This is a genomic window from Solibacillus sp. FSL W7-1436 (assembly GCF_038007305.1).
Taxonomy (GTDB): Bacteria; Bacillota; Bacilli; order Bacillales_A; family Planococcaceae; genus Solibacillus.
In genome coordinates this window covers 2841649-2863375 of record NZ_JBBOWV010000001.1, presented here as the reverse complement: position 1 = coordinate 2863375, position 21727 = coordinate 2841649, and the positions used below count along the sequence as shown (strand labels likewise).

The 21727-nt window shown below is 37.1% G+C and carries 23 protein-coding genes; 8 read left to right on the top strand and 15 right to left on the bottom strand.

Features of this window, described 5'->3' with window-relative positions:
- Positions 1 to 18: 18 nt before the first annotated feature.
- Complete coding sequence (locus tag MKX73_RS14060; protein ID WP_241368462.1) at positions 19 to 228, bottom strand: hypothetical protein; 210 nt, start codon at positions 226 to 228, stop codon at positions 19 to 21.
- A gap of 51 nt (positions 229 to 279) precedes the next feature.
- Positions 280 to 612: a redox protein gene (locus MKX73_RS14055; protein WP_340717979.1), complete on the bottom strand. Its 333-nt coding sequence runs from the start codon at positions 610 to 612 to the stop codon at positions 280 to 282.
- Between the two features lie 111 nt (positions 613 to 723).
- Between MKX73_RS14055 and MKX73_RS14050 the strand changes: the two genes are divergently transcribed.
- Complete coding sequence (locus MKX73_RS14050) at positions 724 to 984, top strand: hypothetical protein (protein ID WP_340717978.1); 261 nt, start codon at positions 724 to 726, stop codon at positions 982 to 984.
- Between the two features lie 265 nt (positions 985 to 1249).
- On the opposite strand, the gene MKX73_RS14045 is transcribed toward MKX73_RS14050, so the two are convergent.
- Complete coding sequence (locus MKX73_RS14045) at positions 1250 to 1840, bottom strand: 3D domain-containing protein (protein ID WP_340717977.1); 591 nt, start codon at positions 1838 to 1840, stop codon at positions 1250 to 1252.
- Between the two features lie 323 nt (positions 1841 to 2163).
- Here MKX73_RS14045 and MKX73_RS14040 point away from each other — a divergent pair, with 323 nt between their 5' ends.
- On the top strand, positions 2164 to 3510 hold the full coding sequence (locus MKX73_RS14040; RefSeq protein ID WP_340717976.1) for an MATE family efflux transporter: 1347 nt from the start codon (positions 2164 to 2166) through the stop codon (positions 3508 to 3510).
- Positions 3511 to 3636: 126 nt separating this feature from the next.
- Here MKX73_RS14040 and MKX73_RS14035 read toward each other — a convergent pair whose 3' ends face one another.
- Both MKX73_RS14035 and MKX73_RS14030 read right to left on the bottom strand, forming a co-directional pair.
- Entirely contained in the window at positions 3637 to 4065 is a 429-nt protein-coding gene (locus MKX73_RS14035) for a homoserine dehydrogenase (protein ID WP_340717975.1), read from the bottom strand.
- A gap of 233 nt (positions 4066 to 4298) precedes the next feature.
- Positions 4299 to 6515 carry a YcdB/YcdC domain-containing protein gene (locus MKX73_RS14030; RefSeq protein ID WP_340717974.1) on the bottom strand — a complete coding sequence of 739 codons (2217 nt, stop codon included), beginning with the start codon at positions 6513 to 6515 and terminating at the stop codon, positions 4299 to 4301.
- A gap of 159 nt (positions 6516 to 6674) precedes the next feature.
- Here MKX73_RS14030 and MKX73_RS14025 point away from each other — a divergent pair, with 159 nt between their 5' ends.
- Positions 6675 to 6866 carry a hypothetical protein gene (locus MKX73_RS14025; RefSeq protein WP_340717973.1) on the top strand — a complete coding sequence of 64 codons (192 nt, stop codon included), beginning with the start codon at positions 6675 to 6677 and terminating at the stop codon, positions 6864 to 6866.
- Between the two features lie 56 nt (positions 6867 to 6922).
- Here the strand turns inward: MKX73_RS14025 and MKX73_RS14020 are convergent, their stop codons facing one another.
- The 6 genes from MKX73_RS14020 to MKX73_RS13995 all read right to left on the bottom strand — a co-directional run bounded on the left by MKX73_RS14020 (position 6923) and on the right by MKX73_RS13995 (position 12027).
- Complete coding sequence (locus MKX73_RS14020) at positions 6923 to 7180, bottom strand: hypothetical protein (protein WP_340717972.1); 258 nt, start codon at positions 7178 to 7180, stop codon at positions 6923 to 6925.
- A gap of 102 nt (positions 7181 to 7282) precedes the next feature.
- Positions 7283 to 7537, bottom strand: a complete 255-nt coding sequence (locus tag MKX73_RS14015) for a thymidylate synthase (protein WP_340717971.1) — start codon at positions 7535 to 7537, stop codon at positions 7283 to 7285.
- Between the two features lie 12 nt (positions 7538 to 7549).
- Positions 7550 to 8080 carry a tubby C-terminal domain-like protein gene (locus MKX73_RS14010; protein ID WP_340717970.1) on the bottom strand — a complete coding sequence of 177 codons (531 nt, stop codon included), beginning with the start codon at positions 8078 to 8080 and terminating at the stop codon, positions 7550 to 7552.
- Between the two features lie 10 nt (positions 8081 to 8090).
- Positions 8091 to 9869: a glycerophosphoryl diester phosphodiesterase membrane domain-containing protein gene (locus MKX73_RS14005; protein WP_340717969.1), complete on the bottom strand. Its 1779-nt coding sequence runs from the start codon at positions 9867 to 9869 to the stop codon at positions 8091 to 8093.
- A 30-nt stretch (positions 9870 to 9899) separates the two neighbouring features.
- Positions 9900 to 10550: a DsbA family oxidoreductase gene (locus MKX73_RS14000; RefSeq protein ID WP_340717968.1), complete on the bottom strand. Its 651-nt coding sequence runs from the start codon at positions 10548 to 10550 to the stop codon at positions 9900 to 9902.
- 115 nt (positions 10551 to 10665) lie between these two features.
- Positions 10666 to 12027, bottom strand: coding sequence for an aspartate kinase (locus tag MKX73_RS13995; RefSeq protein WP_340717967.1), 1362 nt, complete (start codon positions 12025 to 12027; stop codon positions 10666 to 10668).
- 384 nt (positions 12028 to 12411) lie between these two features.
- Here MKX73_RS13995 and MKX73_RS13990 point away from each other — a divergent pair, with 384 nt between their 5' ends.
- Entirely contained in the window at positions 12412 to 14586 is a 2175-nt protein-coding gene (locus tag MKX73_RS13990) for a DNA topoisomerase III (RefSeq protein ID WP_340717966.1), read from the top strand.
- A gap of 99 nt (positions 14587 to 14685) precedes the next feature.
- Here MKX73_RS13990 and MKX73_RS13985 read toward each other — a convergent pair whose 3' ends face one another.
- Together MKX73_RS13985 and MKX73_RS13980 are read right to left on the bottom strand one after the other, a co-directional pair.
- Positions 14686 to 15048, bottom strand: coding sequence for a hypothetical protein (locus MKX73_RS13985; RefSeq protein WP_340717965.1), 363 nt, complete (start codon positions 15046 to 15048; stop codon positions 14686 to 14688).
- A 13-nt stretch (positions 15049 to 15061) separates the two neighbouring features.
- Positions 15062 to 15340, bottom strand: coding sequence for a hypothetical protein (locus MKX73_RS13980; protein ID WP_340717964.1), 279 nt, complete (start codon positions 15338 to 15340; stop codon positions 15062 to 15064).
- A 199-nt stretch (positions 15341 to 15539) separates the two neighbouring features.
- Between MKX73_RS13980 and MKX73_RS13975 the strand changes: the two genes are divergently transcribed.
- Positions 15540 to 15932: a glucosamine 6-phosphate synthetase gene (locus MKX73_RS13975; RefSeq protein WP_340717963.1), complete on the top strand. Its 393-nt coding sequence runs from the start codon at positions 15540 to 15542 to the stop codon at positions 15930 to 15932.
- A gap of 52 nt (positions 15933 to 15984) precedes the next feature.
- Here MKX73_RS13975 and MKX73_RS13970 read toward each other — a convergent pair whose 3' ends face one another.
- The gene (locus MKX73_RS13970) at positions 15985 to 16461 is read right to left on the bottom strand and encodes a sigma-70 family RNA polymerase sigma factor (protein ID WP_340717962.1); all 477 of its coding nucleotides are present in this window, start codon (positions 16459 to 16461) and stop codon (positions 15985 to 15987) included.
- 536 nt (positions 16462 to 16997) lie between these two features.
- Here MKX73_RS13970 and proB point away from each other — a divergent pair.
- From proB to MKX73_RS13955, 3 genes are all read left to right on the top strand, one after another.
- The gene (gene proB, locus MKX73_RS13965) at positions 16998 to 18080 is read left to right on the top strand and encodes a glutamate 5-kinase (RefSeq protein ID WP_340717961.1); all 1083 of its coding nucleotides are present in this window, start codon (positions 16998 to 17000) and stop codon (positions 18078 to 18080) included.
- 14 nt (positions 18081 to 18094) lie between these two features.
- Positions 18095 to 19360: a glutamate-5-semialdehyde dehydrogenase gene (locus MKX73_RS13960; RefSeq protein ID WP_340717960.1), complete on the top strand. Its 1266-nt coding sequence runs from the start codon at positions 18095 to 18097 to the stop codon at positions 19358 to 19360.
- A 172-nt stretch (positions 19361 to 19532) separates the two neighbouring features.
- Complete coding sequence (locus tag MKX73_RS13955; RefSeq protein WP_340717959.1) at positions 19533 to 20426, top strand: DMT family transporter; 894 nt, start codon at positions 19533 to 19535, stop codon at positions 20424 to 20426.
- 68 nt (positions 20427 to 20494) lie between these two features.
- Here the strand turns inward: MKX73_RS13955 and MKX73_RS13950 are convergent, their stop codons facing one another.
- On the bottom strand, positions 20495 to 21691 hold the full coding sequence (locus MKX73_RS13950; protein WP_340717958.1) for an aldehyde dehydrogenase: 1197 nt from the start codon (positions 21689 to 21691) through the stop codon (positions 20495 to 20497).
- Between the last annotated feature and the right edge of the window lie 36 nt (positions 21692 to 21727).

The window sequence follows — 21727 nt, the reverse complement described above, 5'->3', positions numbered from 1 at the left end:
TATAAATCATTTATTCCATTAGCGTGATTCTTTCGGTGGCTGGCACACTTCGCATTTTTGCTGTTTGTTTTCTTTGAACTTTTTCCAAGGTTTTTGGAATGTATTCCCGCAAGCACACTGGAAATCTAATTTTTGCGAAAAACCTTTAAACTCTGTTGATAATAATTTTGTATCTGTATTCTTTTCTACATATTCGCGAATCGAATGGATTGTCCATTTTTTTGACATTAACTACACCTCCACAAGCTATTAATTATAGCACGAAAGTTTATTATTTCCTTAATTAAATAACCAATCTACGACAAAACCGAAACCTTTAAACGCAAAATAAAGCAATAAAAGTCCAATAACAATAAACCCTATGCAGCCAAATAATCCGGAAAACATAAACAGCTTAAAATTCGGTCCTTTCCGATTGCCCCATTCTTCTTTTTTCTCACTCGTGACGGAGTTGATTGTATGGCAATGCGGACATTCCTTAATATATGTCCTTTTCTGTTGTTTTTTCCCGTTAAATATTTGAATTTGCGTTGAAAAACGGTCTGTAGAATAATCGATCGTCATTCGTTCATGACAGTTTCTACATTCCATTTCTACTTTTTTGCCCTCCATAATTAACCAACTCCTTTTTTACGTATGTAAAGGCATTAAAACATGTAATGAAAACATTTCCAGCATATATACATAAAGTAAGGGATCTGCCTTAGAATAGGAGGAATATATTTGAAAAATGAAATGGATGCTACACCCTCTTTGGAAATAATTGCCGCTAGACTTGCCTACGCAGGTGCGGCTGTTACAACAATCGGCGATGTATTGTCTATGATTTCTGCCGGTATTGCGTTAAAGCTGCTTGAGGAACAAAACGGACAGCAAGCGTCCACGAGCAACGATAGTGAATCTGATTTTAAAAATATGCAAAATGAAATTGATAAATTAATTCGGGAACTTCGTCAAATAAGAAAAATGATGGGTGCACCCTAATCACGATTAAATAAATATTTTCTTGAATCTGCTTCAATCCGTCGTTCACAATTGTCACAACTTATACTGGCTTGACGATTCACTTTAAATTGCTGATATTTTTTAGTACCTTCCAGCAACTTGAATGGTTTGCGGCAATAACGGCAAGGTGTCTCATAAAAAAACATTTCTCATTTCCTTCCTTCCGTAAAATCTCTTTTTATTATAACTTAAATGAAAAAACCTATTGCGGGAAATTAATAATTTCACCGCAATAGGCTTTGTTTTATGATTTTAAAATTTTTACCGTTACTGTTTTACGACCCCAATTTTTGGCTGTCGATTTTTTACTAATAAAGACGTCGATTTTTTTTCCTTTAATGGCACCGCCAATATCACCGGCTACTGCAATTCCGTAACCTTCCACCCATACTTTCGAACCAAGCGGAATGATTTTCGGATCGACTGCAATTACCTTTAAACTAGGATTTTTACGTAAGTTCAAACCTGTTTTCGTAATTCCCGAACAGCCTTTACAACTAGCAGTGTAAGCTGTTGCAGACATTTTAATTGTCTTTTTTACATTAGATGGATGTGTTGCAGATTTTTTTGTTGTTGTTTTCTTTACCGCCGATTTCTTTACAGCAGGTTTATTTTTAATATGGCTCGGTAATTTAAGGACTTGTTTGATTTGTACTTTTGTTGTCTTTAAATCATTCAATGCCATGAGCTCTTTTACTGATGTATCGTATTTCTTCGCAAGCATTGTTAAATTCTCGCCTTTTTTAATTGTATGTGAAGCTGCCTCTGACGTTCCTACAAAAATAAATGTGCTTGCGACCATAACCGCAACAAATGCTACTATTTTCTTGATCATACTTGAATATTTCCCTCCAGAAAAAGTGTCGTGAAAAATCTTTTTGATTCAACATGAACAAGCATAACCTTTCAATATTTCATTAAGATGACAACTACATACCACATATATTACAATTCGATAACAAAAAGTCGAATTATGTCGAGAACATATTACAAATATCTGAATTAACTTAATAATCCAACTAAACATGGCCTATTTTTTTACAAATTTCTCATGACTTTTTACCTTTTTTAAACGTATGAGTAAAAAACTATCCTAGAGTAACAATTTATGCTAATATATTTTTTGTTTTGATTTAAACTATAGAAAGAGTGAACTGATTGAAAAAAGGCACGAAAGAATTAAGTTTATTTAAGTTAACATGGCCATTATTTTTAGAGTTGTTCCTATTTATGCTGATGGGATTAGCGGATACTTTTATGTTAAGTGCTGTGTCGGATGATGCAGTAGCAGGAGTAGGAACAGCCAATCAATATATACAAATCGCAATATTATTATTGGGGGTAATCGGTACAGGTGCTTCCATAGTTGTTTCTCAATATTTAGGATCTCGCCTTATTGCAGAAGCATCCCAAATTGCTGCTTTATCGGTAACTCTCAATTTGCTCGTCGGTTTAGTCATCAGCGGGTTATTTTTATTGTTTTCCGATGTTTTAATGAAGATGATGAATCTGCAAGGAGCTGTATTGGAAGCAGCTCAAAGCTATTTAGTCATTGTCGGAGGATTCATATTCGTTCAGGCTTTAATCACTTCCATGTCTTCAATTATCCGTGTACAGGGCTGGACGAAACAAACAATGTATGTGTCGCTTGCGATGAATATTGTGCACGTTGTTTTAAACTATATATTAATCTTCGGTAAATTTGGTATGCCGGAACTTGGTGTTGAAGGTGCAGCGATATCTTCAGTTATTAGTCGTGTGCTTGCTGCATCTGTATTTTTCTGGCTTTTATACCAGGCATTAGAAGTTCGTATTGAGTGGGCGGATTACTATAGATTATCCAAAAACTATATATCTAAAATCTTAAAAATCGGGGTACCGTCTGCGCTTGAGCAGGTGCTCTACCAGACAAATCAAATCGTCCTTCTCTATTATGTAACATTTATTGGAGCCGAGGCATTGTCTGCCCGTCAGTATGCCGTTAATATTTCGATGTTTACTTATCTTTTTGCATTGGCCATCGGGATGGCGACAGCTATTTTGGTCGGCCGTTATGTGGGAGCTGGTGATAAGGAGCTGGCCTATACTAAAGTATGGTTTGGCGTAAAATCGGCGCTGATTTTTACATTGTCAATGGTTGCAATTATTACCCTCCTCAGAGAACCGCTGATGGGTCTCTTTACTGACAATGAAGAAATCATTAAAATCGGGGCTAGTGTTTTACTATTAAGTATTTTACTGGAGACAGGAAGAACAATTAACATTACAATCATTAATTCACTGCGTGCTTCCGGGGATGCCGCATACCCTGTGCGAATCGGATTTGTTTCAATGATTGTCGTCGGGCTATCGCTAGGTTATTTATTCGTCTTCGTACTTGATTTAGGCCTTGTCGGTGTATGGCTGGCTATTGCCTGTGACGAATGGATCCGTGCCGTGCTCGTTATTTTCCGCTGGCGCAGCCGAAAATGGGAACGCTATGCGATTGTCAGTTCAGATAAATAAGAAAGTAGAAACATCCATTTCCCCAAAAAGGAGCTGGATGTTTTTATATCTTTGCTGCCGGAACCCCCTATGTACTGTATACGAAAAAACGCCTTCCGCAAATTTTTGCGAAGGCGTTTTACAATATTATTTAGATGATTCTTCAGTTGAAGTTTCTTCTGTTACGGCTTCCTCTGTTACAGCTTCTTCAAGTTCGGCATTTTCCTCTGCCAGCAATGCTTCTTCAGCTGCACGAAGTTTTGCTTCTTCAGCTGCTTTTTTTGCCGCTTCTTCAAGTGGTTTGTTGACAACACCTAAGCACCAGATAAATTCTTCCCATGCCATGTTCCACCCTTTGAAAACTTCTTCAGAGTCGTCCCATTTTACTGAAAAAGCGATTCCGTCTTCAGTTTTTACAATAGAAAGTGATAAATCCGCTCCAGCACGGTCACTTAACAATTTAATTTTTCCCTCTTCATCGAAGCGTTCATCGATATTATCCTTTTCTGTGAATGAACGGCTTTGCGCAATTTCAAAAAGAACATTACTATGAATTCGGTATTTATTTTTTTGCATTCTTTTCCCAACTTCCATTATTGATTCGTTACTTGTACTATCTTACAACGTTTCAAAAAAATTATCGCGATTTTTTTCAGTTTAGCACTTTAAATTATTTTATCACAAGTCGGTACAGTTAAACCACTAACTATTACGTAAAAGAGAACGTATATTCCTTATTTTTCGAAAAAATTTTTAAAAAAACCCGTGAAGTCTTTAAAAACTTCACGAGTTTAAAATTTTTATAGGGCTTAGTAGTAATATGAACCGCTATTTCTTTTTTCTGCAATTTCATATGCAAGTTCGATAATGGATTTAGCCAGCTGTGCATACGTTACTTCTCTTTTCGGCAGGAACATCGATTGATCTGTACCTTGTAGTCCTAGCACATGTGAAATCGCCACATATCCGATTTTTTCCGGATCCACATCAGCCGCATCTTTAATCGTTAACTGATAAATCTCAGGGTGCTTCGCTGCTTGTTCAAGACCAAGAGTACGGATGTACCAAACAGCTAATTGCTCATTTGTTACTTTTTGGTCGATATTCAATTCATCTTCTAGCGGATTTAAAATCCCTAAACGTGTTGCTGTTTCCACTACATTATAATATGGATGATCCGGATTGATATGTTCGAATGAAACAGGTGGCTGCTCCTGGCGATATGCATAATAATCTTCATAGAAATATGTGATGGATTTTATTATTGTTTGCAGTGCCTGACCTTGTGTAATGGCTGTATCTGCATTGAAAGTATTCGGGTCTTTCACTTCAATCGCCCCTGCCTGGATTAGATAGTTCAGTTCCTTCTCGGCAGTCGGGTGAGTGACTTTCGCTTTTTTCGCCTGTGCATATGGGCTGACAATTTCACCGCTGTTGGCATCGACCTGGTAGTACTCTTGTCCATTCACTGTCGGCACATAAACGAGCTCATATTTGCCGTCTTCGTTTTGCAGCCTGTGGTAAACAAGCTTAACATCCAGTGCATCCGCAAACAGTTTTTTTGCCTCTTCGCTTGAAACAGTAGCATCAGCATCCGGCCATTCCTCGATTTCTAAAGGATAGCGGTAGAATGATTTCAGTTTCCCTTCATCATCAATTGTTACTGACAGACTGTCTCCATTTACAATCAGTCCATTTTTAATTCTCGGGAAGTTCACATAGTGCACTTTCGAATCTTTATCATAAACAGGTTCTGTATTTAGCTTTGCATATTCATGTACGGATGTCGGAGCAAGTTCCTTCACATATTTCTCAGCTGCTGCCAGGACCTTATCTTTATCCATTCTTGGTACTGCGTTTTCCGTTTCATCATCTTCAAACGGTATTGGACTATAATAGTCTGAGTAAGAGATAAGTTCCCCTGTATTTTTATTGAATTCGATCGATGAACCGAAAGATCCGTTTCGGTAACGGTAAGAATACGACACACTGATTACTGCCTGTTCATTCATTTGATATTCATAAGCATGATCAATCGTGAATTTGGTTGTATTCCCCTGGCTTTCTACTAACTGTTTTGCAATTTCTTTCGCATCGTCAATTGTGATTGGCGACGATTCTTTTAACTGTTTAGGAGCAAGCGGTTGTAATGCCGCCTTGCTGTTTAAAGAATCTGTCTTGCCTGTTGTTGTTGCCCATTTATTCGATGTTGCATGTAAACCAATGACATTAGGTGCTGGCAAGTATACAAGTTTTACTGAAGGTTTAGAAGAATTCGACAAATAATCAATCGAGTATTGCAAGGTTAAATTTAATTGATCCTTCATCTTTTCTAAAGCGGCTTCTTTTGAAACTATATTTGTCGCCTCTTCAAATGACATGCGTTTTTGGTCCGGGCTCATTTGAGTGAAATACTGGATTTTGCCATCGCCAAGCACACTTACTACAATTGACTGATCCTGTATCGGAATATTCTTTTCAGTGGAATTGAAGGTGTAGTTGTACGTAATTGGCTCCGTAATTAGGCCGCTGAAATAACTTGGTGTTTCGGTAGATAATACGTAATTGGATGATGAAACAACCTTTTTAACGAAATCTTCCGCGATTTTACGCCCTTGTTCTTCCGTTATTTTTCCTGGGAATAAAGCATCCTTCAAATTTGCAGGATTAAAATACAGATGCTCTATTTCAAGATTGTCCGATCTGAATGAGACACTGCCGCCTTCCGTTTGTTTATTAACTTTTTTCTGGAATGTCAACTCGTAACGCGTCGTCAAATCATCGGCATAATGGTAACTCATTGATGTCATTTGGAAATCACTGTTAGAGTATGTAGCGAACATCTCCGGTAATTTCGTTTTTAAAATTTGTATCAACTGTTCTTTAGTAACACTTTCATCCGTCATTGCCACATAGATGGGTACTCTTTCTTCTTTCGGGTTAACAGATGCTTCTGCAAGAGCAGGACTTGCAAGCAATCCTAGAGAAACAATCGACATGCCTAGAGCACTTGTCCATTTTTTCATACTAATTCCTCCTTTGTGTTCTATCTATTATACGCCTAATTATTGGCAATAGTTTCAATATATTTCATATTTAATTAAATTATTCCTTTTTATCTGAGAATCTATGGATAGATTGTGTTCGAAAGTGAGTCATGATAGAATCTTTCAGAGGTGAAGTTCGTGAATATTGTAACTGCAGGAATGCTTGTATCATTTTCCGGCATTATAGTCGTTTGTCTAGGTTTGTTTGGCATCCTGCCTAACACTAACCAAACATTGAATTATGTATTTATCGGCATCGGATGGATATTTATCCTAATTGGCATCGTCATCCGTATTATCGGTATGAAACTTGAACGGAAAAATAAATAGGTAATCCCGAGTACCAATTCAAGTACTCGGGATTTTTCCGTTTGCATATTCATTACTTAAATAAGCTCCTCTTCAAGCAAATAATATTTTGCCCCGTATATATCCACTTCATAGGTAATAATTCCAGCTGTACTTATATGAATGTTTGTAATTTCCCCTACTTTATCGATAATATGGGCTTCATAAAATTTGCGGTAATGATAGGTTTCACTATCCAATTGTTCATCGATTAAGATTACCTTCACGGTATCCATCAATTGAAATTTCGGCTGATGCTGTTCAAACTCCAGATCAAATAAATTTAGCTGACGCAAAAAGAAATTCACCTGCCAATATGTATTTAATAATTACATTCGACAAGTGAATTCAATTTCCTTTTTAGGCAAACAGATAAATAATTAATGCAAATTAATTACTTAACCCTGCATTTTCGGTAATGGCAAAATCGTTTCATTCTTTTTCTGCTCTGGTTTTAAATAAATGACAAGCTCCTGCTGGTATGTACCATTTTCCAGTAAATAATGATCCAATGTGTGACTGTCATACTGATAGCTGCCAAACGGGAACGAAACACTATCGCCCTTCACAGCAGCGAGCAGTCCTGCCACATCATTACTGACCATTTGCAATACTTCTTCAGCCGTTTCTGTTAATACAAATACAACATTCATCTTTTTATTCTCCTATACCCCTATAAATAGTGTTGCCTGTGCAATGGCAATATAAAACGCCGGATCCTGTACCGGTGCCTCATCCCAGACTACTAGTTTAACCGAAAACGTATCCGATTGTTCATTATAAACAGCAAGCCATCTTGCGATAACCTCGTCGTTAATAATAAAGTTGGACCAGTCTTCCATCTCTTTATCAATTTTCATTTTAAATTTGTCGTTTGAAATAAATAATTCAGGAACGCCAATACGCCAGTTTTCATAAGTAATGATATATTTTTCGTTTAGAACAGGATCTTTCCCTTCAAACCAGACTTTTCCGCGTCTGAAAATTTTCTTCACTTCAAATAATGATTGTCCATCATTACGAAGCACCGCGTATTTCAAAAAATAGCGGTGATCGAAATAGCCGTCCAGCAGCTTTTTCAGCCCATTATCATAAATGCGCTGAACTTTCAGGATTTGCTCCCCCGCTTCATTGTAAACAGGCTGCTGTTCCGTGGATTTTATATCTCCTAATACTTCGTACGTATAAGTCTGCATTGATTTCCCCTTAATAAATTATCTTGATTTTGTTGAGTATCCGCCCGATGAAATTTTGTTTTTCATCAAATTTCTCCCGTTTTGAAAGTGCTTCATCCGGATGGTCAGTAATGACACCATTTACATTTTTCTCATAGAATTTCTGCATATCCGACTCATCATTTATCGTCCAGACAAACAGCTCCATCCCGCGTTCTTCAACCTGCTTTCGAATATTTTTCGTCGCAAAAGACTGCTCTACTGAAATAAAATCGGCGTTTGATTCCGGTAACTTACCGTATGCGATTGAGTATATATGACCGGTATGAATCCGGGGTTCCAGTTCTTCCAGCATTTCCATTGACGGTAAATCAGGTGACTGAACATAATGATAATCCAAGGCATCATATTCATCAAGCAGATCGACAAAGCGCTGTAAAAAGTCTTCTGTTTCAAAACCATGTGTTTTCAGCTCAATAAGTAATTTAATATTTAAATCACGGCTCATTTCCAGCACTTCCTCAAAAGAAGCGATCGTGTCACTGAATCCATCCGCCAACACAGTTGTTGTAACTAATTCATTTAGGGTTAAATCATAGACAAGATCATCTTCGCCCGCTAATCGGGTTAAATTTTTATCATGATGGACAACAAACCTCCCGTCCTTCGTTTGCTGAATATCGATTTCCACCATATCTGCTTCTGCTTCTTTTGCCGCCTCAATCGCATTTAATGTATTTTCAACTCCGCCATCCATAAAACCTCGATGGGATATGATATTTGTATCAGGTTCATAAATCGTTTTTTCCAAACTGATTAGATTAATACCGCTCACAAGGAAAAAAGCAAATACAACAATTATAAAGGTCCACTGACGGATTGTTTGTCTAAAAGGTTCTTCCTGAACGATTAACGGTTTATGGCGTGTTAACTGAAATGCCACCATAACGATTAACTGTGTAAAGAACACTTGCAATATGGTGAAAAATAGAATGATGACACCCTGTGCAAGTGTCAATGTAAAGCTTGCAGTAACAAGCCCCCAGCTCGGTTTAAAACTTTCAATAATAAATAGTGGTGTCATTATTATGAATAATGCAAACAATAGTAGCGTTAAATTGACGATAACAATCAGCCCGATCATCCCGACCGTTTCAAGTAGTTTTCTTTTCGAAAACTGCCAACTCATTTTTAATGCTTTAAATATTGTTACCTCTTGGTAAACCGTAAAAAACGGCCATGTGAAAATAAAGCGTAAGCCTATAAAACTCAATAGTATTATTAGCACAACATATAAAATCGTGCCATTCCGAGTGTTCAAAAGTTCATCTATAATAAAGCTTGGGATATTGATATTTTGAATCAATGAAACTGGCAATAATGATGAAATAAGTGGAATTAATAACAGTAGGTATACGACAATCAGCAATGTCTGCAAACTGATAAAATAGACAACCTTCTGATTTAATCGTTTTAGGAGCTCTTTCCATGTATATGGAATGGCGCGCTGCTGATAGTATGCCAGCAGTATTAAAAATCCTAATTCATAATAGATGAAAATTATTCCGATAAATAGTATGATTCCTATTCCTAATATCGCAATTGGATGTGTCAGTAAATAAAAGATACTATCTTGGGTAATTGCCTGCACCCCTGTCATATCCATGACAAGTGCTGTAATCAGCCAGATGAGCGGCAATAGAACAAATGCCTGCACAATCCGTAATATCGCAAAGGTCCGTATATAATCAACTCGATAATAATACAGGTTTCTGAAAATCAATTTTATAACTCGTTTTATTCTGTCCACAAGACTTCCTCCGACTAGTAATTTCTATTTCTATTTTTGGTTCTTCTTCATATACTCTTTTGTTTGAAGCAATGTATTTATAAAAACTTTCATTGGCTCCACTCCTCTGATTCCGTAATGGTCTTCAAAGACAAAAAACGGGACACTTGATATTTGCAGCTGCTGGGCCTCATACCGATCCAGCATTAATTCTTCATTGAATTTTTCTTCCTTTATTATTTTTTGTGCCATGTTCCGGTCGATGCCTATCTGTTCGCAAATATCCAACAGTGCCTCTGTGTCATTTAAATTAAGACCTTCTGAAAAGAAATGTTCCATCACAATATCTGCAAACTCCAGTTCTTTTTCATAAAGTTTTGCGAGTTTAGATAAACGATGGGCATTTTTTGTATTGGCGAGCACAATCTTATCAAGGTTGAATCTGACTCCTGTATCCTTAGCATGCATTTCCAATGCCTCCATAAATTCTTCCGTTTTACGGAGGTCATTGTTTTTCTTTTTAAGTATCGTGTCAACATAAGATATTGTTTCCGACTTTGAAGCTGCAGGATTGAGTTCGAACGCCCTGTAAACCACTTCCGTTTCCTCACCTAAATTTAATTGATTTATCGCTTGGAATAATTTCGTTTTCGCGATATAACAAAACGGACAAGCAAAATCGGAAAAAATTTCTATTTTCATATTGTCTCCCCCTTATATTTATGTATTTATCCCTCTATTCTATGGGTTTTTTATTACAATACCCAAAATTCCAAAGAAAAAAGCCGAACCCGACATGGATTCGACTAAATATTATCTAAAACGAAGTAATTGTTGCGAAAAACTCTTCATAAAGTCCCTTTAAAATTTGATCTTCATATTTCGAAAGAACACCAAATACAAGACTAACTTCCGAAGAACCTTGATTAATCATTTCAATATTCGCACCTGTTGCGGAAATCGCAGTCGCAGCACGTGCTGCCAGGCCAGTATTATGTCGCATGCCTTCCCCGACAATGACAATCATTGAAAAATTATGACTGAATTGAACATCATCTGCGCATAATTCTTCCTTAACACGTTTTACAATACGCTGTTCAATTTCAGGTGTCAGCTGGCATGAACGCATAATAACTGAAATATCGTCTAAGCCAGATGGCGTATGCTCATAGGAAATGTTTTCTTCTTCTATAATTTGAAGAAGCTTGCGGCCAAAGCCTACTTCCCGATTCATTAAATATTTTGATACATATAGTATTGAAAAACCACTATCCGCTGAAATCCCTGTAACCGGGCGATTCGTTGCCGGACGAGTCGGTAATATTAATGTTCCGGACGCAGACGGGTTATTTGTATTTTTAATATTGACCGGAATACCCTGTTTATAGACCGGCATCAATGCCTCATCATGGAATACGGAAAAACCTGCGTACGATAATTCACGCATTTCGCGATAAGTAATTTCTTTTATATCGACTGGATCATTTACGACTTTTGGATTTGCCGCGAACACACAGTCGACATCCGTAAAGTTTTCATATAATTTTGCCCCGACGGCAGATGCCAGAATGGAACCTGTAATATCAGATCCGCCACGGTCAAATGTGCGTAAAATGCCTGCCTTTGTATAACCGAAGAATCCAGGGAAAATAATGATCTCTTCTGTATTTTTCAATACACTTAAATTTTCATATGCTTCCGGCAGCGCATACGTACGTTCCGGGAAGTCATTTAATATTAACTTATCTTTAGGGCTTACATATTTTGCCGGCATGCCAATTGCATTAAAATAACAAGCGATCAGCTTTGCGTTGTTATCTTCGCCGCTAGCTTTTATATTATCTAAGAATAAGTCTTTGTCTGACCAATTTTCTGTCACACGCCCGCGTATATCCTGTTCAATAATATCTGAAATTGTATTGTCTAAACCAAGATCTTCAGCGATATTACTGTAACGGTTAACTACAGCCTTAATTTTAGCTTCAACATCACCTTTATTAATAACGGTGTTTGCTAAATCTATCAATAAATCCGTCACTTTAATATCATCACTTGAACGCTTACCAGGCGCAGAAACAGCGACAATCTTTCTTTCAGGATTAGACTTCACAATGCTTGCTACTTTTTTGATTTGTTCTGCACTCGCGACAGATGTGCCGCCAAATTTACATACTATCATCTCATCATATCCTTACTCTCAAAATTGATATTTGTACTCACCGAAAAAACATTTGACTTTACACAGTGTACAAATTTATCCCATTTCAGTCAAGACTATTCAGTAAATTCATTAATCTATTTAGTCAAAATACGAATAATTCGTCATTTTGTCAATATATTATATGAGATTTTTATAAAAAATGATATTTATTTGTTCAAATTTATAACATTTTTACAATAAAAAAATAATTGTCCACTGTTAGGCAAATGAAGTGACCAAATAGGGAAACCACCTATCTGTTAATCCATAGCTATGAAAAATGTTTGTTCCCCCATTCTGCTGTAAATTACTCTATAATTATTACATTAGGAGTTGTAATTATTATTAGTAGGAGACGGATATATGAAAATAGTAATTGCAGAAAAACCAGATCAGGCAGCAAAATTGGCTGCCCCATTTTCATTTACTAAAAAGGCTGGTTATTTTGAAGTGAAGCCTAACACATACTTTCCGGAAGGAGCCCTCATTACATGGGCGATCGGTCACCTTTGTGAATTGAAGGCCCCGGAAGAATACAACGCTTCCTGGAAAAAATGGACGTTGGAAACATTGCCGATTATTCCGGACCGTTTCGAATATAAAGTAACAAAATCAAAATATAAGCAGTTCAATATTATAAAAACACTTGTGAAAAGACCGGATATTCGGGAAGTTATCATTGGCGGGGATGCAGGGCGCGAAGGCGAACTCATTATACGTACCATTTTAAAAGTATGCGCTGTGAATAAACCGATGAAGCGATTATGGATATCTTCCTTAACGGAAAATGCGGTAAAAAACGGATTTGCGAATTTATTGCCGGAAGAAAAAACGCGCAATATTTATTTCGAAGCATTAAGCCGCTCCTGTGCCGACTGGCTGATTGGCATTAATACTTCCAGATTATACACGGTGCTCCTTAAACGTAATGGGGTAAAAGATGTTTTCTCCATTGGAAGAGTACAGACACCGACATTGGCACTTATCGTAAAACGGGAGCATGAGATTGCGAACTTCAAACCTCAGCCGTTTTGGGAAGTCGAAGCGGAATTTAATTTTAACGGCAAGATCCTGAAAGCGAAATGGCATAAAAACAGTGTGACAAGGCTTCTGGAGGAACGTCAGGCAATTGCTGCAGCCAATTTCTGCATTAATAAAAATGTGGAAATTACAAATATCAAAAATGAAAAAAAGGAATATGCACCACCCCTCCTGTTCAATCTGTCTGCGCTGCAGGCAACAGCCAATAAAGCGTTTAAATTTTCCCCGCAAATGACGCTTGATATTTTACAGAAGCTTTATTTGAAAGGTGTCGTTTCCTATCCAAGATCGGATTCTCAATTTTTGACGAACGAGGAAGCAAAAACATTACCGGGGATTCTTGGGCAGTTAAGCAAACTGGATCAATATAAAAATCTGCTGCCCCCGCCGACAACTTCCCTTCTGAACAACAGAAGGTTTGTAAATGAAAAAAAGGTAACCGATCACCATGCCATTATTATTACAGAACAAGTTCCGGATATGGCAAAACTCAGTACCGAGGAAGCGAAAATTTATGATTTAGTCGCAAGGCAAGTGATTGCGGCCCATTATCATAATGCCGTATTCTCCTATACAACCATTCACTCGCTTGTCGATCAGCGCGCGGAGTTCATTTCCAAAGGGAAAGTGCTGCTGGAGGAAGGTTGGCGCAAAGTGATTCATCATTCAAAAGATAGTGCCGACAAAGATGAACTGCTCCCCCTTCTACAGGAAAATGAGCAAGGAACAGTTGTAAAAGCGAATGTAAAGAAAGGTGAAACTCAGCCGCCAAACCGCTATTCGGAAGGTAATCTCATTACAGTCATGAAAACAGCAGGCAAACATTTGGAAGATGCGGAACTAGAGAAGGTTTTATCGAAAACAGAAGGATTAGGGACGGAAGCTACACGCGCCGGAATTATCGGTACACTGAAAGACCGGAACTATATCGAAGTGAGGAAAAACCAGGTATTTGCAACGACGAAAGGAATGCTGCTCATTGAGGCACTAGGTGAAAGCATTTTGACTTCCGCATCCATGACAGCGAAATGGGAGCAACGCCTTAATGAAATCGGGGAAGGAAACGCCTCTCCTCAAGTATTTATGGAACAGGTAAAAAAACTGGCCGATAAATTGATCGCAGATGCCGGCGAACGGGAAAAAGTTTGGGCATTCAATCAAAACGATGTGGAGAAAATCTCCGAAAACAACCCCTATACGAAAAAGTATAAGAAGGAAAAAACAGTTGTCGGGAAATGCATGCTTTGCGATGGATCCATTGTTGACCACGGTACTTTTTACGGCTGTTCGAATTATAAAAAAGCCAGCTGTAAATTCTCGGTTTCCAAGAAAATACTCGGAAAAACAATAACGCAAACGAATCTGAAGAAATTATTAGCTGCCGGTGAAACAGACCTGATCAAAGGATTTAAAAAAGGCGGAAAAGTCTTCAACGCCCACCTCGTTTGGGATGAGAAGGAGCGAAAGACAAGCTTCAAGTTTACGAATACAAAGTAATCAACTTCATATAAAAGATAGCACCCCGAAAGTTAGGTCGGTTGTTAACTTTCGGGGTGAATTTCTATGCCAATATTAAAAAATTCATTTATTAATCTATTATTTTAAAGGTAACTGGATTGTCTCCGATTGATTGTTCCACTTGATTTTTGCTTTAAGTTCAGACCCTTCCGTTGCATTCGAACAGCCATATGGCAGAAAAAACATGCCATTTTCATCTAAAGAGACGGAAGCTCCTTCTGTATTATCCACACTAAACTCCAACTGCTCCGGCATCGGATCATTACCCAGGTATTTTATATAGCCTTTAGTTGAATTGCAGCCACTATCATCTGTCACTGTATATTGGACTCTCCAATTTTCACTTTCACCAAAAAACGTATAGTCTTTTTGTATGCAGGCAGATAATAGAATAATACTGAACAAAATTAAAATTCCTATTTTCGAACTAACCCGTTTCAATACAACACCTCTTTCATATTATTAAAAATGTGATGGTTAATCCTATTGGAATCATTAGCCAAAGCAAAATATTGCTTATTATAATTTTCAAATAGGAAGTGTTTTTTACTTTCTTTATAGAAACAGCACGACACATAATAAATACACTAAAAATCCATAACGGTATTATAAAAAAGAATTCAGGAGTTATTGAATCCGCTTCTCCCAATGCGCCTCCTGCAAAGAACCTGGAAATCAATAAAACAACAATTCCACTCACAATTACGTTACCTATAACAAGAGTTTTCTTCATTTAACTCTCCAGCCTTTCATTGATAACTTTAAACCAGACTTAATCGTTTATATTCTATAATGGTCGTATTAATCCTCTTTAGTTCATCAATAGTAATTGAGAGGAACAGCTTTGCCATTTCGAGATAATTATTATCCCAATGTAGAAAATATTAACATTCCAATGGTATACTAATAATATAAAAAGGGGGATTAATTTAATGGAGAAAAGAAAGAGGACGATATTTTGGATTATACCAATCGGGGTAATTGGTGTATTTTTCTACTTTTTCGGTCCACAAAAAGCCGTAACAGATAATGACTACATTACATATATTCATGCCACACCCGTTATGGAAAATAGTGATATGACAATTGAAAAAGCCCTCAAAAACTATTGTGAAGAAAGCCGCTGGGAATATTTCCAGACAAAAATGATGGAACATGTTGTGGAATTTAAAGGTGAATGTAAAATTGACAACAAAGTACAGCCCGTTAATTTGCAGTATGTTGTTGAAAAAGGACAAGCAGATTACCGTATTGGGGCAATGCTTGTTAATGGTGAACAGCAATCCGAAGAGCAGCGTACAGAGTTTTTGAAGACAATTCAATAAAATATTAAAGTGGAAACTTCATAAGCTTCCACTTTTTTTATCCCCAAAATATCTATATTAACAAACCCCTTATCTTAGACAATAATCGCTGACGTCTTTTCTTGATTGTTTCATAACTCAGCTTATACTTGTCGGCAATTTCCTTTAAAGAAAGCTCTTTTTCATATAAAGCGATGAGCAGAAATTGCTCATCTTCATTTAATTCCTCAAACCATTCGGGCCACTCCAGACTTGATGTAACCAAATTGTATTGTGGCGTATTAACGGTAATTATATCATCTTCTACCGCCAGTTCATGTACAGATACGTCATTCGCTTTAGTAAGTGCCCGAATAATAGCATATTTTATATTCATATAAGCAAACATTGCAAAGTCCCCTTTCGTATCATCGAATTTCAGTAATGCCTGCCATAAAGCAATCCTCCCTACTTGCATATATTCATCAAGATCCCGATATATTTTCAGTTTATAGATGACTTTTTTAATTAATGTTTCATTTTCAATAATAAGTTGTTCTACATCCTGCATATTCCCAAATCCTTTAAGCTGTGCACAACTGATTATTCCTAGGTACTGCAAATTTAGAAAATATTTGAAAATGAAACAAAGTACGGATTTGTCATAAAAAATTACTTTTGCATAAAAAACAGTCGCAAAATTCACATTTTTATGCATTAAATCGGTCCAAAAAGGAGAATTTCGCATAGTTTTCAAATAAATCAGACTTAATGATATTGACAAAAAATGCGCTATCATGCATGCTATTAGAAAATATAAAGGCATATTGAAGACGAGTACGCAGCAATTGGCTAAACAAGAGAGCACATTCCACAGGCTGAAAGAATGGCATAGTAAAACCTGCCGAACCTGCTTCAACAGCTCCTACAAAAATAGGCGCGGACTCAGCGTTATGAGATAAAGTGGAATGCAAGTATTGGCATTCAATTTAGGTGGTACCACGGAAACAGCACATTTCGTCCTAATCGATAGGATTGAAATGTGCTTTTTTATGTATTAAAGTCTCTAAATATTTTTTATATTATTTTTATCGAGGAGGATTTCGGGTGGAAAGAAAACGTGTTGTAATAAAAATCGGAAGCAGTTCTTTAACGAATAATAAAGGTGAGCTTGATCATGAAAAATTTCATGATCATGTTGCTGCCATTGCTACATTGAAACAAGCAGGTCATGAAGTTATTTTAGTATCTTCTGGCGCAGTAGCAGCAGGTTTCCGAAAGCTCGGCTATCCTTCTCGACCGATTACGCTAAAAGGAAAACAAGCGGCCGCTGCAGTTGGTCAAAGTATATTAATACAAGCGTATGCAGATGAATTTGCCAAATATAATGAGACGTCCGCCCAAATATTACTGACTCGCTCTGATTTCAACGATAAACAACGCTACAGAAATGCATACGAAACATTAACAGAGCTATTGGAGCGTTCAATCATCCCGATTATCAATGAAAATGACACTGTATCTGTCGCTGAATTAACTTTTGGAGACAATGACATGCTGTCCGCATTAGTTAGTGGTCTTGTTCATGCAGACCAGTTAATCATTTTAACAGATGTCAACGGGCTATATACGGCAAACCCATTAACAAATGCAGATGCCGTCCGAATTGACCGCATAGAAAAAATTACAGAAGAAATGCTTTTATTTGCTACAGGATCAGGTTCAAAAGTCGGAACCGGAGGCATGCAGTCAAAGCTGGCTGCATCCAATTATGCGATCAATACAGGGGTGGAAGTATTTATCGGCACAGGATCCGGTCATACAAAATTAACCGAAATCCTTGAAAACAAAGGTGACGGAACGTATTTTGAACGCAATGAAAAGTACGTACCTACAAATAAACAGTGGGTCCAGCTTTCAAAATCTTCCGGAAAGATTTTTATTGATGAGGGTGCGGTCCAAGCATTGCAGTATGGCGGAAAAAGTTTACTGCCAGCCGGTGTCTATGCCTATGAAGGACATTTTGAAAAAGGTGATGTTGTGGAAGTCTTTGACCGACATACATGCATCGGTCGTGGAGAAATTCTTTACTCTTCCGCTGAACTGGAGCATGCGATGGGAAAACGGACAACAGAGCTCATGCATTATCCGATTGAAGTCATACACAGAAATCAATGGGTCAAAATTTAAAGGGGGTTATTTTAATGACAAAAACAATTGCAAATGAAGTGATTGAAAAAGGTAAACGTGCAAAAAAAGCAAGTTATTTAACGAATATCAAAACGACAGCTGAAAAAAATGAAGCTTTAAAAAGTATAGCGCAGCAACTTCTTGCTGATATGGACATATTGCTGATGGAAAATAATAAAGATATCACTGACGGAAAAACTAATGGACTCGACCAAGCGACATTGGACCGCATTTTACTGAATGAAAATCGTATTCAAGCGATGAGCGATGCCATTATGCAGCTGATCGAATTAGAGGATCCTGTCGGTGAAGTAATCGAAGAAATTACGAAAGAAAATGGTCTTCTAATTACTAAAAAGCGAGTACCATTGGGTGTAATCGGCATGATCTATGAAGCACGTCCGAATGTAACGATTGATGCAGCAACACTTTCCATTAAAACCGGTAATGCGGTTCTTTTACGAGGCAGCTCATCTGCAAAATACTCAAATACAGCACTCGTTGCATCGATTCACCGCGCATTGGACGCTGTCGACTACCCGAAAGATTCCGTTTTGCTTATCGAAGATACGAGCCGTGAAACAGCGAAATCTTTATTTACGTTGACGGAATATTTGGATGTGCTAATTCCGCGCGGAGGGAAAAAACTGATTGATTTAGTCGTACGGGAATCGACGGTTCCCGTACTTGAAACCGGTGCCGGGAATTGCCATATTTATTTGGACGAATCCGCTAATTTTGAGATGACAAAATCCATTGTAAAAAATGCGAAAACACAGCGTTTATCCGTATGCAATGCTGCGGAGAGTTTATTAATTCATCAGGAATTTTTCCAAAGTCATGGTGCAGAACTTTTGCATTACTTACAGAATGAACTTGGAATAAAAATCTATGGAGACGAAAATGTGTGTGCTGTATTGCCAGAAGCATTTGAGGCAACAGAAGAGCATTACGCTGAAGAATTTTTGGCTCTGACATTAAGCATAAAAGTAGTTGAAGATGTATTGGAAGCGGTGCATCACATTAATCAGTTCGGGACAAATCATTCGGAAGCTATAATTACCGACAATCTGCAAAACGCTGAAATCTTTTTAAATTCGGTTGATGCGGCAGCTGTGTATCACAATGCATCGACACGCTTTACGGATGGCTTTGAATTCGGATATGGTGCTGAAATCGGTATTTCAACTCAAAAGCTTCATGCTCGCGGACCGATGGGTTTACCAGCACTAACATCAACGAAATACTATATTTACGGCAGCGGTCAAATTCGTGAATAATACCCACTTTCTCTAAAGTGAAACGAATCGGGCTTTTACGGATAGTTAATCTCCCGCCTATCCTTTACGCCCTGCTTCAATCTGAATGCGGGAGTTTTGCCTCTGCCGCTTTGCATTCAAGGCAGAAAAATTACTACCCGTTACTGCGGGATAAAGAAAGCAGGTTCACCAAATGAATGCACGCTCAATGCTTAAACTTACTCTTTCCATGGCTATTTTCGGCTCTATCGGTTTCTTTACTACGCAAACCGGCTTGCCTGCAGTAGAGCTCGTTTTTGTTCGCTGTATTTGTGCGACACTCTTTTTAGGCGGATTATGGTTTATTACAGGCGGTCATAAAACTGAAGTTTGGAATAAAAGCGAAGTGATGAAAACAGTTGTATGCGGTGTATTTCTTGTATTAAACTGGGTGTTTTTATTTAAAGCGTTCGAAGTTATGTCGATTTCTATCGCCATTTCAATTTACAATTTGGCCCCGATTTTTGTATTAATTTTAGGTTCGGTATTTTTAGCGGAGAAAATGGGGATAGGAGCTATTTGTGCAACCATTATTTGCTTTTTCGGCAGTATTCTTATTATCGGTATTGAGAGCTTTACAAGCGTCTCCCAATTTATGAATTCAGGATTTATATGGGCGCTTCTTTCTGCTATCTGCTATGCACTGACAATGTTTACGAGTAAAACGATTCACGGTATGTCATCCTATGCTCTTACGTTTATCCAAACAATAGTAGGTATCTTAATGTTGCTCCCATTTTGCGATTTTGCAGCATTTGAAGGTTTAACAAATACAAACTGGCTATACATACTTGGTACAGGCTTAATTCATACCGGATTTGTCTACTATTTATTTTTTGACAGTGTCCGAGATCTTCCTACTGTCATCGTTTCGGTACTCGTATTTGTCGATCCTGTAGTAGCGATATTATTGGATGCTGTATTGCTTTCATTCCGACCAAGTTTATTGCAAGTGTTCGGAATCGTCCTGATTTTCGGAAGTATTTTGTACACCGTTTTCGCTCCTGAACAAAATGCCAAAAAGCTAAAAACAAGTAGTACACAATAAACTGTATAAAATGAAATAAACTCTAAATAGGAGCGATATGAATCCGCACTATTTAGAGTTTATTTTTTCTATTTAAACTGAGCCAGTTGTTTTGGTATCAGTATTTTATCTGCGAACCATATTTGCTGAAGTTTCGTTTTATCGCCCATATAGATGACGACAATTTCAATCTTTTTCAGCTTTTTGTAATGCGTAACGGCTGATATCCAATCTTCTTCATTAGGAAAATCGTCAAATAGTAATTCATTGCAGATTAAATAGATTTTACCGCTATTGCTATGAGATAATTCTAACTTTAACATCGTAAAGGCATAATTGATAACGCCTTTATAATTAATCGGTTCCGTTTTGAGTCCGAATGATTTATCGAGCTCGAAGTAATGATTAAAATCTATTGTCTCTTTATGTGTAATCATTTCCTGATCGATTGCTTTTATGAATGATAAAAAAACAAAATTGTGTTCATGTTTTTGTGAAAATTCTGAAAAGGCCAATGCCAATCCATTTTGTAAAGTAAGGCTACGTTTCATCGATATATCTTTTTGAACACAAAATACATATGTACTGTTCGGATCGAGTCCAACTTTTAAAAATTGTTCTGTCTGAAATTTGGATTTCCAAAACAAAACTTCGGAAAAGTGCCTTGATTCAATATAACTCATAAATTTTCTTAAATTATCATTGCTGATTGTTTCCCATATCTTGTCACCGAAAAGCAGCTCTACCGCTTTCGTTTCTTCCAGTACTTCTTCCAAAATTCTGTCATAAATGGAATTTAATATAAATAAATTCATATACCAATAGCTCTGAACTTTTAAATGAATTTCATGATAAATATCCCGAGTATCTTGACTATCTGCAAGATCCTTTTCATATTCAGCTTTTAGTTTTTCAATCTTCAACGCTTTACGCATATCATAAAAATAATCTTTTTTAATTTTTTTCCATATGTATAGTGCTATAAAAAATTTTTTTACAGAGGAATTCGTTAAGTACTCAAAGTGCAATTTTTCTAAATTTCGGGCTGAGAAAAATTCCAAAATGAAAATTCGCCATTCTTTCAGCCTAATATCTTCTTTTACAATTTCGCTTTCGTACTCTTCCCCAATTTCAAAAAGTGACCAAATATCATGAAAAATTAAATAAAAATCATCACTTTTTAATAGTATGGAGTCATTACAATGTTCGGAGTAAAGTAAATCTAAAAGTGCTTCTATACGCTCATCACTTAATGAGCTAGGATTTTTCAACAATAGCTCCTCCATTATGGACCCACCTTTCTTTAGTATATTTTTAAATAT